Genomic DNA, 17,181 nt, shown 5'->3' on the forward strand with positions numbered 1-17,181 from the left:
CCTCGTGCAGACGACACCCGCCATCGCTCAACGAAGACAATGGCCCCTACAATAGAAACGACTCTTGGGTGTGTTTTTCTCCGTGTTCTCTGTGGTTTTATGGTTGTTTTTTGCGAATGAATGATGGACGCACGTAGACAGGCCTATCTCGATGCCATGGGTATTCGGGTTTGGGTGCGGCGGCAGTCCGCGCCCGAACCGGAAAGTGCATTCGTGTCCGACGAACAGGCCCCGCCGGTCCCGGATTTCGAGCCGATGGCGCTCGATTGGGACGAACTGGCGGCTCGGGTTGCCGTCTGTGAGCAGTGCCCGCAACTGGTGGCCAGCCGGACTCGAACCGTATTCGGAGTCGGCAGCCACAAGGCAGGCTTGATGGTTCTGGGTGAGTCGCCGGGAGCCGATGACGACCGCCGGGGCGAACCTTTCGCTGGCATCTCCGGCAAGCTGCTGGACAAGATGCTGCGAGCCGCCGGCTTTCCCCGCTCCGCCGTTTATCTCGCTACAGCCGTTAAATGCAGGCCACCGGACGACCGCGATCCCGAACCCGGCGAGTTCTCTGCTTGCGTGGGATACCTGCGACGCCAGATCGAGCTGGTCAACCCCGCGGTCATTCTGGCGGTGGGGCAGTCCGCGGCTCGAAGTCTTTTGGATACGGACCGGCCCGAACCTCGTCGTGGGGATGTTCACCGTTATCTCGCCGCCGATATTCCGGTTATCGTCACCCACGCCCCCGTTCTGCTGTTGCGTTCTCCGGCCGAGAAACGCGCGGTGTGGAATGACCTGCGGCTCCTCAAGCGCGTGTACAAGGGTGCGAACGGATGAGTGCCGCCCCGGATTCGCTGCCGCGTCTGCGCCCCATGTTCGATGCCGATGTCGTCAAGGTCATGGAGGTTGAGCGCGAGATCTATCCCTTTGGCTGGACCGAGGCGATCTTTCGTGACTGCCTGCGGGTGGGATACTCCTGCTGGGTGTGGGAGTGCGGCGAGGAGATCATCGGATACAGCGTGATGTCCCTCGGAGCCGGGGAGGCGCACGTGCTGAATGTGGCCGTTCACCCGAAGTGGCGTCGTCGTGGTCTCGGCCGCAGCATGCTGGAGCATCTGATCACGGTGGCTGAACGGAACCGTGTCGGTACCATATTTCTGGAGGTCCGGCCCTCCAATCGCACGGCGATGAAACTCTACGAGGAGTTACAGTTCCAAGAGATTGGCAGGCGCCGCGATTACTACCCGGACCATGAAGGACGGGAAGACGCCCTGGTCCTCTCGCGCGAACTTTGAGCCGTATGAGGCCAGATTCCCATGCAGCGGCTCGCCATGGCCTGATATAATTCGCCTCTTTTCCCGAGCACTTTTCCCGACATGTCGAAACTGCAGTCCGAAACCGAGCGCCGGCGCACCTTTGCCATCATCTCGCATCCCGATGCGGGAAAGACAACCCTTACCGAAAAGTTGCTGTTGTTTGGTGGTGCCATTCAGCTTGCTGGTACCGTCAAGGGCCGCAAGGCCGCCCGTCATGCGCACTCCGACTGGATGAAGATGGAGCAGCAGCGCGGGATTTCGGTGACCTCGTCGGTGATGCAGTTCCCGCACCGGGATCACGTAATCAATCTGTTGGATACGCCCGGCCACGAGGACTTTTCCGAGGACACCTACCGAACACTGACGGCTGTCGATTCGGCGCTTATGGTGATCGACGTGGCCAAAGGCGTCGAGGACCGTACCATCAAACTGATGGAGGTGTGTCGCCTGCGCGATACGCCCATCATCACCTTCATCAACAAGCTCGATCGTGAAGGGCGTGATCCCATCGATTTGCTGGACGAGGTCGAGGACGTGCTGAAAATCCAGTGTGCGCCCATCACCTGGCCCATCGGTATGGGCAAGCGTTTCAAGGGAGTGTTCGACCTCTATAACAACCGTGTGCATCTGCTGCCTGCGCAGCACGGTGGCAAGGTTCAGGAGGGAGAGATCATCGAGGGACTCGATAATCCCCGGCTGGACGAACTCTTCGGAAGCATGGCCGAGGAGCTGCGCGAGGAGGTCGAACTGGTCCGCGGCGCCAGTCATGCGTTCGATTTCGACGCCTATCGGTCCGGCCTGCAGACCCCGGTCTTCTTCGGGTCCGCCATCAACAACTTCGGCGTGGGCGAAATCCTCGACGCACTGGTGGATTACGCACCGGCGCCGCTGCCGCGCCCGACCGACAGTCGCGAAGTGTTGCCGACCGAGGAGAAGTTCTCCGGCTTCGTGTTCAAGATTCAGGCGAACATGGACCCGCAGCACCGCGATCGAGTCGCCTTCATGCGGGTTTGTTCGGGTGTCTTCAATCCGGGCATGAAGATGCGACAGGTACGACTCGGCCGGGACGTGAAAATCCCCAACGCGATCACTTTTCTGGCGCAGGAGCGCGGGCACGTGGAAGAGGGCTATCCGGGGGATATCATCGGGCTCCACAACCACGGCACCATCCAGATTGGCGATACCTTCACGATGGGGGAGGACCTCCAGTTTACCGGTATCCCCCATTTTGCGCCGGAGTTATTCCGCCGTGCACGGCTGAAGGACCCGCTCAAGTCCAAGCAGCTCTTGAAGGGGCTGGAACAGCTTTCGGAGGAGGGCGCAACGCAGCTCTTCAAGCCGTTCCGCAATAACGATCTGATTCTGGGAGCAGTGGGTATCCTGCAGTTCGATGTCGTTGCCCAGCGTCTTCAGGATGAATACAAGGTCGACTGTACCTTTGAGCCGGTCAATGTGGCCACGGCCCGTTGGGTTGATTGCGACGATCCGAAGATGCTCGAGCAGTTCAAGAACAAGGCCAGCGACAACCTGGCCGAAGATGGTGCCGGCATGCTGACCTACCTGGCCCCGACCCGCGTCAATCTGGAGCTGACCATCGAACGCTGGCCCGACATTCGGTTCCACGCTACGCGGGAACATTAAAGCCGGCGAACACTGTTTTTTGTAGGTTGGGGTGAGTTATGCGAACCCCAACGCTGATATTGTTGGGCTTCTTCCCTCAGCGCCAACCTACATTTTGGAGCCCATTGCTATTCTCGGGAGCCTCCTAGCTGCGCACACCGATGCCCTTGTGGAGCAGATAGAGTGCAAACGAAAAAAGCGCGACGATGAAGAGTCCGATGATGCCGAAGGCCACGCCGACATCGATATCGGATACCCCGAGCAGTCCGTAACGGAAGGCGTTTATGATGTACAGGATAGGATTGAAAAGCGCCACGTTCTGCCAGAAACCCGGGAGCATCTCCACCGTGAAAAAGATCCCGCCCAGATAGGTCAGTGGAGTCAACACGAAGGTGGGTATGATCGCGATGTCATCGAAGCTCTTTGCGTAAACCGCGTTGATAAAGCCCCCGATCGCGAATAGCAGTGCGGTAAGCAGTGCCGTGCTCAGGGTGATGAACCAGCTGTGAACCTCGAGATCGACGAAGAATGCCGCAACCAGCGTGACCATCAGACCGACACTCAAACCCCGCGCCATTCCACCGGCCACGTAGCCGAGCACGATCATGTAATTCGGTACCGGAGCGATCAGTAACTCTTCGATAAAGCGCTGGAATTTGGCACCGAAAAACGACGATACGACGTTGGCATACGAATTGGTGATTATGCCGAGCATGATGACACCCGGCACGATGTACTCCATGTAGGATAATCCCTGCATGGGTCCGATCCGGCTGCCAATAAGCCCGCCGAAGATGATGAAATAGAGGGCGGTGGTCACCATGGGTGGAAGAATCGTCTGAGGCCAAATGCGCCGGAAACGGCGGATTTCCTTGACGACGATCGTCTTGAAAGCGATGAGCTCGGTGCGCCGGATCATTCGACGGTCTCCCCGCCTTCGACCATAGCCATAAATAGCTCTTCCAGCCGGTTGGCCTTGTTGCGCATGCTGATGACTTCCAGATTTTGCCGGCTCAGTGTCTCGAAAAGGGGATTCAGCCCCTGCTCGCGCCAAACCTCCACTTCAATGGTATGTGGTTCGATGTAAACCACGGAATAACCGTCTAATTGCGGGGCTGATTCGAGGGGCTCTTTCAGGTCGAGTATCAGCGTTTCGCGGTTAAGCTGGGTGAGCAGCGTCCGCATGCTGGTATTCTCGATGATTTCGCCCTGGTCGATGATGGCGATGTTCCGACAGAGGCTTTCTGCCTCTTCCAGGTAGTGGGTGGTCAGGATGATAGTGGTGCCTTCGGCATTGACTTCCCGCAGAAAAGCCCACATTGAGCGACGCAGTTCGATGTCAACGCCGGCCGTGGGTTCGTCCAGAATCAACAGCTTTGGTTCATGGGTCAGTGCGCGGGCAATCATCAGGCGGCGCTTCATGCCGCCGGAGAGATTGCGTGCAGATCCATGGCGTTTCTCCCACAGGCCCAGTTTCTTCAGATAATGCTCGCTCCGTTCACGGGCAATCTGTGGCTCTACACCGTAGTAGCCTGCCTGGTTCGTGATGATCTCGCCGACCGGCTCGAACTGGTTGAAGTTGAACTCCTGGGGAACCAGCCCGATGCAACGGCGTGCTTCCATCGGATCCTTGCTCACATCGGCGCCGAACACGCGGACACTGCCACCGGTCTTGTCGACCAGCGAGGTGATGATGCCAATCGTGGTGGATTTTCCCGCCCCATTGGGGCCGAGGAGGGCAAAAAAATCGCCCTCCTCGACAGAAAGGTCGATGCCTTTCAGGGCCACAAAACCGTTGCGATAGGTCTTCTCGAGACCCTCAATTTCCAGTGCTTTCATGAAGTCAATTAAACCACGGGGAACACGGGGGTACGGGGAAAACCATTAAAATTACCCCTTCCCCGTGCGCCCCGTGCCTCCGTGGTTATTCTGTTTTTCTTTCGTTGGTTCAGAGACTGATGACGTCCAGCCCGAGGTCCGGTTCCCTGGCCAGGATGGAGCTGCTGGTGATGACAGCGGTATTCGCCTGCTCGGGTTTGAGGTAGGTTTCGGCCACCCGTTTCAGGTCCGCCTCCCGCACCTCCAGGATACGGGCGCGGACGCGTCGACGCTGCTCCGGCGTACGGCCGTGCAGGGCGGCGTGAAACGCCTTTTTTGCCTCGCCGGCCGGTGAACCCGGCTTGTCGATACCCGATATGACGCCGAGGATCGCCTCTTCGATGAGCCGCCACTCGTGGGTCTCACTCACCATCCACTCGATGCAGCGATCGAAATCGTTCAGGGTCTCTGCGAGACGAGGGTCCCGATAGGAGAAAAAGCGGAATGCCCCGGCATCGGGGTCGAAGCTGGCACCCCCGCCATAGGCACCGCCCTGCTCGCGGATCGCCCGGTGCAGGAAGTTGTTGCGCAGAAAGCCTGCCAGCACCAGCAGGGGTGCGGCATCGGGATGTTCCGGTGCCACGGTAGGGTAGGCCCGTGCACAGAAATTGACCTGGGTGGACGTAGTCCAGGCCTGGCCCAGAGGCGCTGCGGGAGTGGGTGGCGTGAAAGGCGCGTTGCCGCCGCTGGTCTGCAGTCTGCCCCAATGCTGGCTGACGGCTGTTTCGATGGCCTGGCGGGCATCTCCTTCACCGATTAGCAGGAATTGGCGCGGGGCCTGGACCAGCGTGTCCCGCAACTGCGACAGGCGCGCCGCATAATCTTTCAGGCTGGCGGGATCATCGAGGCTGTCATCGAGTGCCTTGAGCCGTTTGATCCCCGCGAGTCCGTTCCAGTGATGCGCAAGGGCAGCGGCCGGGCTCAGTCCGCTGGAGGCTGCGACCATCGCCAGCGCATGTCCGCTGCCGGTGACACTCTGCTCCTGGTGCAGGCGCTCCTGGGCCACCAGTTCCCGCAGGCGTGCCAATTCGTCAAAGCGCGCGCTCTGGAAGGTCTCCTGCAACAGACCCGCAAGGTGATTATGGTTGCGGGTCAACGATTTGCCGCCCACCACAAATACGCCACGGGTCGCATTGATGTCGTCCACCGCTCCCCGAACCGTGGCGCGGGCACCGATCCCGCCGGTGACCGCGGCCTGCAGCGCCTGGGTCTCCAGATAGTCGCGCCCGCCGCTGCCCACCTCGGCGAGTGCATCGCAATAGAGCGGCAGGAGATCCGAGAGCTCCTGATCCAGCTCGGGAAGCTCCACCACCACTTCCTGGTAGAACAAGCCATTGGTGCCTCTTGCAAACCAGGTCGACGGCACCCCGTCGATCGTTCCGGTTTCGCCCTTTGGAATCGGCAGATCGGACGGGATGTCCTCAAGGCCGACCTTCGGGAGTTTGTCGGGGTCATCCTGCTGGAACTGGCGGCGATTGAGTGACTCGGCCAGTTCGATCACCTCACGCTTTTCCTGTTCCGACATTCCCGCCTTGATCTCGGTCAGCCGTGCGGCTTCGGCCTTCGCGCGATTGCCGGAAAGCTCCGGGTCCGGCTCCATCACCAGACGAACACGGTGGCGGTTTTCGATTAGTTGTTCACGAGCCAGTGAGCGAATGAATTCCGGATCCTCAATGGCTTCCCTGAGTTCCAGCAGAACATCGTCGATATTCAGGGCCTCGGCCGGGTCGCCCCCGTGAATGGCCGGGGTGAGTGCATGCACGATGAGCTGGAGACCGTACGGGAAGCCATCGCCACTGATCTCGCGCTGCTGCAGCTCGATCTGATGCAAAACGGCCTCGACCATGGCCGGATCCACCCCGTTTTCGGCGACATCCTTCAGCGTGTCGAGAACCAATTGTTCCACCGCTTCCGCATGCTCCGGGTTGGAACCCTCGACTCCTGCTGAAAAGATCATTTCCCTTGGGGAGTCCTGCAGCCCGCAAAGTGGAGAAGGGGCGCTGCCCAGTTCCGTGGTTTCCAGGGCCTTGCGCAGGGGAGATGCACCATTGTCGAGCAGAACACCTGTCAGAAGATGGGTCTTCAGGACCTCTTTGGGGTCGGCACTGCGGCCAAGCAGCCAGCCGACGACGATGTGGGTACGGTCACGAGTATCCGTCTCTCCATCCAGGGCGTAGTGGCCCGATACCGCAACGGGAGCCTCATAGCGCTGTTCATCAGGGACGCGGATTTCATATCCCAACGGTTCGAACTCCGCGAGCGCCTGTTCTTGGAAGCGGGCCTGGAGTTCGTGAGCCGGAATATCCCCATAGGTCAGAAAGATGGCATTCGACGGATGATAGTGTCTGGCATGGAAAGCCTTGAGCTGCTCATGGGTCAGATCCGGGATATGGGCCGGGTCGCCACCGCTGTTGTAGTGATAGGTTATCGTCGGAAACAGGTGCTCGGTAAGCGTCTGGTAAAGCGTCGAAACCGGCGAACTCATGGCGCCCTTCATCTCGTTGAAGACCACCCCCTTGAAGACCAGCTCACTCTCGGCATTGTCCGGCTCGGCAAACTCCACCCGGTGCCCTTCCTGGGCGAAATCCAGTGGATCGAGAGTGGGATGAAACGCCGCGTCCAGATATACCGATAGAAGGTTGTCGTAATCCTTCCGGTTCCGGCTTGCGAACGGGTAAGCGGTCCAGTCGCTGGCCGTGAAGGCATTCATGAAGGTATTCAACGAGCGCCGGGTCATCATGAAGAAGGGATCCCGGACCGGATAGCGGCGGCTACCGCAGAGGGCCGTGTGCTCGAGAATATGGGCAACTCCGGTGGAGTCCCGGGGTACCGTGCGAAATGCCACCAAAAAGGTATTCTGGTCGTCACTGGCGGCGATGTGATAGTGCGGTGCACCGGTCGCGCTGTGACGATACTCCTGGACCTCCACATTCATGGAGGCCACCGGGGTACTGCGGATCCATTCAAAGGCGGGATCGGTTTGCGGTCGGCTCGCCGAGTCACTCATAGGCTGCTCGTTCCTTCCATTTCGATTGAGTCGGATCAGGGAGATCCGTGATAAGTCTAGTGTCGTATTAGGTGGGGATGCCCGCCACCGTATACAACCGTCACTATTCAATAATCCTGTCAAACGGAGATAATAACATCTCCACAGCGAGCCGCTGATACGATATAAATATGATGTAAACGTGCGAAAGTCGTTCCTTTCGGGCGCTTTCGTCCGGAGTGATTGCCTATATTGGCCGGAGAGACCGATGTACGAGGCGCCGCTCTCCATGAAGTCGAGAAAGTAACCTTTTGTAAGCTGGCAGCGAGTGAATCATGCCCACCGACGTTCAAGAGCTAATCCAGAATTTAATCCTGTCCGAGCATCGTTACGACCAACGGAAACCCGGGCAGGGACCGGAGAAGTCGGTTGTGACCATTTCCCGGAGTTATGGTGCTGGCGGTGAACAGATTGCCGAACGGTTATCCGCGGCTCTGGGTGTCGAGGTCTGGGATCGGGCAATTCTCGATGCTGTTGCTGAAAGTGCAAAGTCCTCGCCAGAGTTGATGGCGAAGCTCGATGATAGGGTAGAAACGGGCAAAGCTACCTGGATCTACAATTTTCTGACGGGTCAAAAAGCCTTTTTAGCCTCTTATCGCTACCACTTGGTGAAGGTGGTGCTGGCGCTGTCGCAACGTGGTGGGATTATTGTCGGACGCGGAAGTCACTTGATTCTGGCCAACAGGCGGGTATTTCGACTGCGAGTGGTTGGAAGCCCCGAACGCTCTGCCCGGCGGATATCGGTTCGCCAGGAGATGGATTTTAATGCATCGCTTGCAGAGGTTGTGCGGGTGAATAAAGAGAGGGAACAGTTCCTCTGGAAAGCATTTGGGCATCATGTGAATGAACCGGAACGCTTCGACCTTATTGTCAACACCGATCATTTCGATGACCGCTGGGACGAGATTACCGAGCTGGTCCTTAATGCTATCCACCTGGTTATGGATAAACGCAAGTATCGATAAGGACTAGCATGAGCTCTCCCACCAACAGTGCTCCGACACTCGTTTTGCATATTGTTAGCGCCCATGAGCAGGTTTTCTCCGGTGAAGTCAGCATGGTATCGGTCGCATCGGTTCAAGGGGAGCTGGGGATCCTGCCACGCCATACCCCATTGATGACGCTGTTGAATCCGGGCGAAGCACGTCTGAAGCTGCCCAATGGCGAATACGAATATATCTACGTGTCGGGTGGCATGATGGAAGTTCAGCCCCATGAGGTGACGATCCTCGCAGATACTGTCCTGCGCGGAGAGCAGATCGACAAGCAGGCTGCCTTGGAGGCCAAACGTCGGGCCGAAGAGGTTATTCGCACCAGTATCCTGTATACCGATCGTGACCACGCACGCGTTGAATTGATGAAAGCACTGGCTCAGCTACGAACGTTAAATGACAGTCAATGGAAGCGAAAACGTTAAAACGTTTGTCATCATCGAGGGTGTGCGCCGCTTTTCCAAGCGGCGTTTTTCTTTATTTCCGAAATAAATCGACTGAATTGCAATCAGGGAAGGTTGTGACAACAAGAGAAATTTACTAATTTGTCGATTTGTATATAATGCTTCCATTGAACCAGGTATCTGTTTTTCAGAAGAAGCGTTTTCGAGGAGAATAGTAAGTGGCAAAACGTAAAAATATCGAAGCCCTGAGTGCCCAAGAGCTGTACGAATTGGCAAAACGGCGTGAGCAGGAGGAGCTTGAATCGGAGCGTGAAGAGGTGAAAGCTCAAATTGAGGTACTTCGCGTCCAGCGCCGTGAACTGATCGCTCAACACAAAAAAGCCGTCGGTGCCGTTGACAAGGAAATTCGTACACTGAAACGCAGCATCGGAAGCGCGGTGCGTGGCAGCCGTTCATCAGGCAACATCTCTCAGGCGGTCCTGGATGTGCTCAGTCAGTCCGGCAAGGCGACGACAAAAGAGATTCGCTCTTCGCTGGAGCAGTCGGGAATCGACACCTCAAACCTGGGCCAGTGCCTCGCCTACCTGAAGCGCAATGGACGCATCGCTGCTCCGGAACGGGCGACCTATACTCTCGCATAAGCTTTCCATCCACGCAGAGGCGCGCACGAGCCCTTATCCTGGGGAATTCGGCGTCTCTGCGGTTAATCTGTTTTTCGGGTGTGGTCCCGGTTTGATTTTGTATACTCTCTCGGTATGCGACTGATCGACACCCACTGCCACATCGATGTTGATGATTTTTCAGAAGACCGTGATCGCGTCATAGCGGAATCGCGACGGCAGAACGTCGGTGGAATCGTTGTCCCGGGGATTACTGCTGAAAGCTTTGATCGCCTGGATGGGATCTGCAAAGAGCCGTTGTTGTTTCCAGCTTTCGGATTGCATCCGGTTTTCATGAACCGGCACGCTCCGCATGATCTGGAGGAGGTGGAGCGCCGGGTGGCGGAATCGGCACCGGTGGCAATCGGTGAGATCGGTCTTGATTACTTCATCGATTCACCTGACGTAGCCGGACAGAAGAGGCTCCTGGAAGCCCAATTGGTGATAGCCCGCGAGACGGGCCTGCCGGTCTTGTTGCATATCCGCAAGGCTCACGACCATGTCCTTGCCATGTTGCGACGCATGCGGTTTTCCAACGGCGGCATTGCTCACGCCTTCAATGGGAGCCGTCAGCAGGCGGAGCAATTTATAGGGCTGGGATTCAAGCTGGGATTCGGGGGCGTGGCGACTTACGAGCGCTCGCGAAACATACGCCGCCTGGCGGTGGAATTGCCGCTTGATGCTATCGTGCTTGAGACTGATGCACCTGATCTGCCACCGGTGTCACACCGTGGAGAACGCAATAGTCCGGCCTACCTTCCCGAGATCCTCATTGCACTATCGGAACTGCGGGGCGAAGCACCGGAAGTGATCGCCGGTAAAACGACCATGAACGCCGTCGAGTTGATGCCCGCGCTTGCTTGATGGTACGGCTAAAGGTGTGCATTCTTTCGCACCTGCAATCCAAAACCTACAGATACGTTTCCATGGATCCCTTGTTTCAACGTACGGCCATTATTCTCGGCGAAGCCGGCATTCTTCGATTGCGACGTGCCCACATACTGGTTGCCGGACTGGGTGGCGTGGGCTCGTATGCAGTCGAGGCCCTGGCACGGGCCGGTATTGGGCGGCTGACCCTGATTGACCACGATATTGTTGCCGGCTCCAATCTGAATCGGCAGCTGCCTGCACTTTGTTCGACTGTGGGACGGCTGAAAACGGACGTCATGGCTGAGCGAGTTGCAGATATCAATCCCCATTGTGATGTGCAGTTGATTAAACGTTTCATTCGCAGTGATGACGTTGATGAACTGCTTGTCGGGTCTTATGATTTTGTGATCGATGCTATTGATAGTCTGAACTGTAAAGTTTCACTGTTGATGGCTGCCCACGAACGTCGAATTCCGGTGATTTCCAGTATGGGGGCAGGAGGAAAACTTGACCCGAGCCGCATTGTGGTGGGAGACGTGATGGATACCGATAACTGTCCGCTCGCGCGCGTCATTCGCAAACGCCTGAGGCGTCGAGGAGCGGGAAGGGGCATCGGCGCGGTCTGGTCCAACGAGCCTTCGTGCGCGCCGTTGCCCCCCGAACCCACCGAATCCGGACGGGACAGGGCGGTAAACGGCACCATCAGCTATCTCCCGGCTCTGTTCGGACTGACCTTGGCCGGCACCGTGATTCAGCGACTCGTCAAGAGTTGATGCGCTCGACTCGGCGTTGTCGCTCGTTCTTGCCATGTTGAAGCACAGCCGCTCCACCTGGTCATGGGCTCTCTATGATTGGGCCAACTCGGCTTTCGCCACCACGGTGATGGCGGGTTTCTTTCCGGTGTTCTTCAAGCAGTACTGGGCCGTCGACCTGCCGGACGAGCAGAGTACCTTCTGGCTCGGCCTGGCCAACTCCCTGTCCAGTCTGCTCATCGTTGCTCTGGCCCCGCTCTTGGGTGCCGTCGCCGATTGCTGGGGCGCCCGCAAAAAGTTTTTGCTGACGTTTACCACGTTTGGCGTGCTGATGACGGCGCTGATGCCCTGGGTGGGACAGGGTGAGTGGCTGTTGGCGGCGCTGCTCTATTTTCTGGCGACAGTGGGCTTTTCCGGGAGCCTCGGCTTTTACGATTCTCTGATCGTCTTCATCACCAGGCCGGAGGGCTACGACCGGGTCTCGGCCTTCGGATTTTCCCTCGGTTATCTCGGCGGTGGATTGCTGTTTGCATTCAATGTGTGGATGACCGTTCAGCCGGAGTTCTTCGGTTTGGCCGATGCATCCGAGGCGGTTCGGCTCTCGTTCATTACCGTGGCGTTGTGGTGGGCCCTGTTTACGTTACCGCTTTCGCTATTCGTCAAAGAGCGGCCCGGTCGGCACGTAAGCGCCCTGAAGGCTGCCCGGGGCGGCTGGCGGCAGTTGCGTGAGACCTTCCGTCATTTACGGGCGCTTCGTATGACGTTTTACTTTCTGCTCGCCTACTGGCTCTATATCGATGCCGTGGACACCATAGTCCGTATGGCTGTGGACTATGGTCTGGCACTGGGATTGGCGCATGAAAGCCTGCTGATGGCGTTGCTTATTACTCAGTTTGTCGGTGTGCCGGCCGCGTTGATTTTTGGCCGAATCGGAGAGCGCATCGGGCCGAAAAATGGAATCTATATCGCCCTGGCCGTCTACACCGGCGTGGTGTTTTGGGCGATGTTCATGGAGACCGCAGGCGATTTCTACGCCATGGCCGTGACCATCGGACTGGTCCAGGGGGGCCTGCAGTCGCTGAGTCGTTCGCTTTATGCGCGGCTGATTCCTCCGGATAAATCGGGTGAGTTCTTCGGTTTCTTCAATATGATGTCGAAGTTCGCGGCTGTGTTCGGCCCGGTAATGGTGGGCGTTACCGGCGTACTCACCGGCAGCAACCGGGCCTCGCTCGTGGTTCTGCTGGTACTGTTCGGCGCGGGTGCCTGGTTCCTGTCCCGGGTCGATGTGGAGGCTGGTCGTCGGGCGATTTCGGGACACACCTAGCGATCCATTCGCGAAATAGTGCAAGAGGAGAAGGTTAGCTTTCGCCCCGGCTCACTCCTTCTTCGGGGAGAGGACGCAAACCGGATCGGAAGGGAGGGCGCCGGCTTGCGGCGCCCGCCTCGGCTTAGCTGCGGGAGCGAATCCGCCGGGTCATGCCGAGCCCGACCAGGCCGCCGATCATGAGCGCCAGAGGACCCGGCTCCGGCACCGTGACCCCACCATCGCCCCTGACATAGGCGCTGATGTGAGAGACATCCCGGGTATTTCCCACTCCGAAGGGATCGTCTTCGAACGGACTGGACCAGGTACCTCCGGTGGCGCTCTCTGCCAGAAGGTAGCCGACCAAAGTCGTATTGGCGCCGTCCTTGAACACCATCATGATATCGTCCCAGTCGTTCCAGGCCGTCCCGTCGATGGCCCAGCTGCCGGATTGAGCATCACCGGTTATGGTGAAACCGATATCATGGGCAGTGTCGTAGCTGATGCCGTCATTAATATCCGCCTTGTCTGCGTATTCCCAATCGGTGAAACCGAAAAACGCCTCCTGGTTGACGGTGATTGGATCGGTATTCAGGAAATCCTGGTTGGCGGTATCGCTGTATTCGCAAGCTGCTGTGTTGGTTACATTCCCTTCGATGGACGCCGGACAACTAATTGTCGCGGCATTCGCCCCGGAGAGCATGAAGCCTCCGGCGATGAGTGTTGTACCCAACAGGGCACGTTTTGCAATCATTGGTTTTCTCCCTTTGTGGTCTTGGCGATAGATGCCTTTCCAGAGCCGTGTCATCCCTGTGCTACGGCTCTAACTGTAATCTAGGCCATGCAGCTACTGAAGGAGATGGGGTATTCGCCCCGCTTTCGGGCGGCAAACTCTGTAGAACCGGGTATTTTTACGGGTAGGTAAACCATTCCACGGCAGGAGTGTCATGGAATGGCCTTTTTGGTATGTACGAGGGCTATATGGCCTTCGCACCGGGTGGTCAACAGGAGTCGATAAGGAGACGACATTGTTGCACAACAACGAATCTGGCGTTTGCAGAAGTCTAACCAGGGCGTCGTGTTGACCCGGCTGGCGCGGATCCTGGGAAGACTCCTGCCCGCGTTGGTGGTGGTCGCGGTGCTGCTTTACCTTTTGCTGCCGGTAGCCACCGGATGGCTGGCGCAGCATCTGCTAAAAAGCCACGGCATGGCACACCCCCATGTGAAGGTCACTCATGTCGGCCCGGATCGGTTGCGTGTCGAAAGCCTTCGATTCACCTGGAACCGGGTGCCGGTATCCCTCGGACCGCTGGAGGTGACCTACGGACTGGCCGGAGTGCTTGAGGGGCGGGTCGATAGCATTTATCTGGAGAAAGGAAACATTGCTGTTCCGGCGCGTAAAGGCGCTGCCGGGATCGGACAGTTTCCGAGCCGGTTGCCACGCCTTCCCCTCCTGCCCTTTCAGACCTTGACCATCGAAGCGCTGACTATCGAAGTGCCGGAGAAACCTGCGGCGACTGTGGCAGGAAACTGGGTTTACAGCGCCGATCACCTGAATGGTCGGATGGTGGTCGCCGGCAGCGGTGCCGAAAGGGCAATCGTGACTACCGAATGGCAGGAGGAAATACTGGAGCTGAAGCTCTTTGCCCCCTCGGAATCTTCCAAGCCCCGGGTTCGACTGCGCCTGAGCAGGGCGGGCGTCGGGCTGAAGGCCGAGGCCGCACTGGAGGGCTCGGCAGCCTCTGTACGTAACGCCCTGGCCCCCTGGTGGAAGATGCCGGAACAGTGGCAGGGACGCGGCCGGACCCTGCTGGACGGGGTGGTTCACGAGAACGGCTTCGAAGGAGAGTACCGTCTCGATGCTTCCCTTCAGGGGCTGACCGCCTGGCAGGCGGACCTGGACGGGAACGTCCAATTCGATTCGGAACGTTTGGTCCTGACGGTTTCAGAGGGCGGTCGGGTGGACGGCCGCGGGCCGGGATCGCAACGGCTCGGCATTGCCTTCCGTGACTCCTTTCGGGCCGAGGGTCGGGTTCGCAACGTGGGCTCTCCCGTGTTTGCCGGCCGCGGTGAAATCGTCGTGACGGCGGACGCAATCACTGAGCGCCTGGACGCAACTGCCCGTCTTACCGACCCGAGAGTGGATCTCGGCGAAGTCCCTGAAATCCGCACCCTGGTTCAGGCGACAGGGACCGCGCGCCGGGATGGCAAACCGCCGATCCGGCTGGCGGCTGGCGGGCCGCTGCATTGGACCCAGGATGCCCTGCAGTGGAGGGTGCGACCTGATGCGAACATCGCTATTTTCGAACCGTACGCGGGACCTTCGGAATCGCCCCTTGAGCTCAGCCTTCTCAACGAGGCGGAGATCGCCTGGAAGCGGAAGGGAAAGTGGACGGTGAGTCCTGCGCGCTGGAGGGTGGATGCTCCTGACTGGGGGATGGAAACTGCACAGACCGCGGTGGAAGGGGCGTCCCTGGAGGTGCAGGAACTGAGCGGAGCGGGCGAGCACTGGGAGGCAGCGGGCACATTTTCCGCTCGGTCGCTGCAGGGGAGGGTCGGTGCGGGTGAATTGCCCCCGTTGTCGGCCGAAGGCCGTTTTACGGCCGGCCCCGAACAGGTCGTTATCTCCGCGGCTGCGACGGGTCCTGTTCTGTCGGCCACGATTTCGGTCACGCATCACCTCGAAGCACAGACCGGTGCGGCCCGCTGGCAGCTCGAACCGGTACTCCTGAGGCCGGAGGGGCACTCCCTTGCAAGCTTTTACCAGCCGTGGCCGTATCCCTTTGATGTCGGCAAGGGCACCATCCATGCGGGGGGACAATTCCAGTGGCAGACTGGGGAGAGCGCGGGCTTATCGGGCGAATTCGATCTGAAGGGTGAAAAACTCGGCGGGTATTACAAAGAGCTGCTGTTCTCCGGGGCCGAACTCGACGCCTGGCTTGCGCTGGAGCCCGACGGCATACTCCAGACTCGTCAGCCTGCACCCCTGACCATCGAACGCATGACTGCCGGTTTTCCCGGACGCGGTTTCCAAACGCGGGCCGCGCTGCGCATCGGTCCAGGGTTGCCGCTGCAGCTGCGACTGGAAAACCCCTCTGTTGAACTGCTTGGAGGCCGGGTCCGGAGCGACATCATTGAACTGGATCTGGCGCAGCCGGTAAACCGGTTCGCGGTCGAACTCGAGCAGATCGGCCTGGATCAACTATTGGACCTCGAACAGGCCCCGATAGAGGGTTTTGGACGGGTCAGTGGAGTGCTTCCCCTCCAGTTGAGTGAAAAAGGGCTCGCCATGCAGGGTGGCGAGGTGGCCGCCATCCAATCGGGGGTGATTCGTTACCGTCCGGGGGAGGAGGGCCAGGCACTGGAAAAAAGCGGGCAGAAAATGCAGTTGGCTATTGCGGCATTGCGTGACTTTCACTACGAATCACTAAAGGCCAATGCCGATTACGCACCTGGCGGACAGCTGGAGCTCGAAATACGGCTGCTCGGTAACAATCCGGACCTCTTTCAGGGGAGGAGTGTTCAATTCAACATCAACCTCGAGGAGAATATACCCGACCTGCTGCGGAGCCTGCGGGCGGGCCAGGAGCTTGAGGGGCAGATCGATCAATGGGTACAGGACTTCTATCGCCGGCGACAAAATCCAAAGCAGTAGCGGAATCCGGCCATGGAAGGAGGTACGATGGATGTATGCGCACTCTGGAGGAAAAGATGCGGATGCCAGTGAATTCCCTCTGGCGGGGGCTGTGGGCTGTGAGCCTGCTGACAGTATCGGCTGTCGGCTGCACACCCACCGTGCAACTCGCCCCGCCGGAAGAACCCATTACCATCAACCTTAATGTGAAGGTACAGCACGATATTCGCGTTAAGGTCGATGAAGAGCTGGATGAGGTGTTCAGCGAAGAGAGTCCACTGTTTTAACCAAGACACCGCTACGCCAAGCACTATCGGGGCGCTTTGATTCAGTGGCAGGCGCCTCGGCGGATAACAGGCCTGGGGATGAAAGAATGACCAGAACAATTACGGCACGGATTTTCGGTTTGATAGTCCTGCTCGCTGCGCTCGCGGGATGGTCCGTGGCATCGGCTTTGGAGCTTGAGGAGGCCAAGACCCGTGGATTGGTCGGTGAACGCCCGGATGGCTATCTGGGTGTTGTTATCGATAACCCCCCGCCGGAGGTCTCGGATCTGGTGCGGGAGATTAACCGGAAGCGGCTGGAAAAATATGAAGAGATCGCCGCCCGCAATGACACCTCGGTGACAATCGTGCAACAACTTGCAGGGAAAAAGGCGATTGAAAAGACGCCTGGTGGGATGTTCGTCCAGGTTCCCGAGGGCACCTGGATTCGGAAATAAT

Annotated in this window: 16 protein-coding genes; 12 read left to right on the plus strand and 4 right to left on the minus strand. The window is 58.5% G+C overall.

What is annotated here, in order from left to right; all coding sequences use genetic code 11:
• Window positions 1-123 precede the first annotated feature (123 nt).
• The 3 genes from BLP65_RS11800 (at window position 124) to BLP65_RS11810 (ending at window position 2,942) form a co-directional block, all read left to right on the plus strand.
• The gene (locus BLP65_RS11800; RefSeq protein ID WP_092997782.1) at window positions 124-822 is read left to right on the plus strand and encodes a uracil-DNA glycosylase; all 699 of its coding nucleotides are present in this window, start codon (window positions 124-126) and stop codon (window positions 820-822) included.
• Window positions 819-1,280, plus strand: a complete 462-nt coding sequence (rimI, locus tag BLP65_RS11805; protein ID WP_092997338.1) for a ribosomal protein S18-alanine N-acetyltransferase — start codon at window positions 819-821, stop codon at window positions 1,278-1,280. Before BLP65_RS11800 ends, rimI begins: the two co-directional genes overlap by 4 nt.
• 81 nt (window positions 1,281-1,361) lie before the next feature.
• Window positions 1,362-2,942 carry a peptide chain release factor 3 gene (locus BLP65_RS11810; protein WP_092997341.1) on the plus strand — a complete coding sequence of 527 codons (1,581 nt, stop codon included), beginning with the start codon at window positions 1,362-1,364 and terminating at the stop codon, window positions 2,940-2,942.
• Window positions 2,943-3,066: 124 nt separating this feature from the next.
• Here BLP65_RS11810 and BLP65_RS11815 read toward each other — a convergent pair whose 3' ends face one another.
• From BLP65_RS11815 to BLP65_RS11825, 3 genes are all read right to left on the minus strand, one after another.
• Window positions 3,067-3,840, minus strand: a complete 774-nt coding sequence (locus BLP65_RS11815) for an ABC transporter permease (protein WP_092997344.1) — start codon at window positions 3,838-3,840, stop codon at window positions 3,067-3,069.
• The gene (locus BLP65_RS11820; protein WP_092997347.1) at window positions 3,837-4,760 is read right to left on the minus strand and encodes an ABC transporter ATP-binding protein; all 924 of its coding nucleotides are present in this window, start codon (window positions 4,758-4,760) and stop codon (window positions 3,837-3,839) included. The genes BLP65_RS11815 and BLP65_RS11820 overlap by 4 nt, the downstream gene beginning before the upstream one ends.
• Before the next feature lie 109 nt (window positions 4,761-4,869).
• Window positions 4,870-7,806 (minus strand): insulinase family protein, encoded by a 2,937-nt coding sequence (locus BLP65_RS11825; protein WP_092997350.1) that lies wholly within the window; start codon window positions 7,804-7,806, stop codon window positions 4,870-4,872.
• Between the two features lie 314 nt (window positions 7,807-8,120).
• Between BLP65_RS11825 and BLP65_RS11830 the strand changes: the two genes are divergently transcribed.
• The 6 genes from BLP65_RS11830 to BLP65_RS11855 all read left to right on the plus strand — a co-directional run bounded on the left by BLP65_RS11830 (window position 8,121) and on the right by BLP65_RS11855 (window position 12,846).
• Complete coding sequence (locus BLP65_RS11830; RefSeq protein WP_092997353.1) at window positions 8,121-8,810, plus strand: cytidylate kinase-like family protein; 690 nt, start codon at window positions 8,121-8,123, stop codon at window positions 8,808-8,810.
• An 8-nt stretch (window positions 8,811-8,818) separates the two neighbouring features.
• On the plus strand, window positions 8,819-9,262 hold the full coding sequence (locus BLP65_RS11835) for a F0F1 ATP synthase subunit epsilon (protein ID WP_092997356.1): 444 nt from the start codon (window positions 8,819-8,821) through the stop codon (window positions 9,260-9,262).
• Between the two features lie 197 nt (window positions 9,263-9,459).
• Entirely contained in the window at window positions 9,460-9,882 is a 423-nt protein-coding gene (locus tag BLP65_RS11840; RefSeq protein ID WP_092997359.1) for a hypothetical protein, read from the plus strand.
• Between the two features lie 114 nt (window positions 9,883-9,996).
• Window positions 9,997-10,764: a TatD family hydrolase gene (locus BLP65_RS11845; protein WP_092997362.1), complete on the plus strand. Its 768-nt coding sequence runs from the start codon at window positions 9,997-9,999 to the stop codon at window positions 10,762-10,764.
• A gap of 62 nt (window positions 10,765-10,826) precedes the next feature.
• Window positions 10,827-11,543, plus strand: coding sequence for a tRNA threonylcarbamoyladenosine dehydratase (locus tag BLP65_RS11850; RefSeq protein WP_092997365.1), 717 nt, complete (start codon window positions 10,827-10,829; stop codon window positions 11,541-11,543).
• Window positions 11,544-11,577: 34 nt separating this feature from the next.
• Window positions 11,578-12,846 carry an MFS transporter gene (locus BLP65_RS11855; protein WP_092997368.1) on the plus strand — a complete coding sequence of 423 codons (1,269 nt, stop codon included), beginning with the start codon at window positions 11,578-11,580 and terminating at the stop codon, window positions 12,844-12,846.
• A gap of 124 nt (window positions 12,847-12,970) precedes the next feature.
• Here the strand turns inward: BLP65_RS11855 and BLP65_RS11860 are convergent, their stop codons facing one another.
• Window positions 12,971-13,579: a PEP-CTERM sorting domain-containing protein gene (locus BLP65_RS11860; RefSeq protein WP_092997371.1), complete on the minus strand. Its 609-nt coding sequence runs from the start codon at window positions 13,577-13,579 to the stop codon at window positions 12,971-12,973.
• A 300-nt stretch (window positions 13,580-13,879) separates the two neighbouring features.
• Here BLP65_RS11860 and BLP65_RS11865 point away from each other — a divergent pair, with 300 nt between their 5' ends.
• The 3 genes from BLP65_RS11865 (at window position 13,880) to BLP65_RS11875 (ending at window position 17,180) form a co-directional block, all read left to right on the plus strand.
• Window positions 13,880-16,480: an intermembrane phospholipid transport YdbH family protein gene (locus BLP65_RS11865; RefSeq protein ID WP_092997374.1), complete on the plus strand. Its 2,601-nt coding sequence runs from the start codon at window positions 13,880-13,882 to the stop codon at window positions 16,478-16,480.
• Between the two features lie 62 nt (window positions 16,481-16,542).
• Entirely contained in the window at window positions 16,543-16,746 is a 204-nt protein-coding gene (locus tag BLP65_RS11870) for a YnbE family lipoprotein (protein WP_092997785.1), read from the plus strand.
• Window positions 16,747-16,832: 86 nt separating this feature from the next.
• Window positions 16,833-17,180, plus strand: a complete 348-nt coding sequence (locus BLP65_RS11875; protein WP_092997377.1) for a YdbL family probable chaperone protein — start codon at window positions 16,833-16,835, stop codon at window positions 17,178-17,180.
• Window position 17,181: the final 1 nt, after the last annotated feature.

The organism is Thiohalomonas denitrificans (assembly GCF_900102855.1).
GTDB classification, from domain to species: Bacteria; Pseudomonadota; Gammaproteobacteria; order Thiohalomonadales; family Thiohalomonadaceae; genus Thiohalomonas; species Thiohalomonas denitrificans.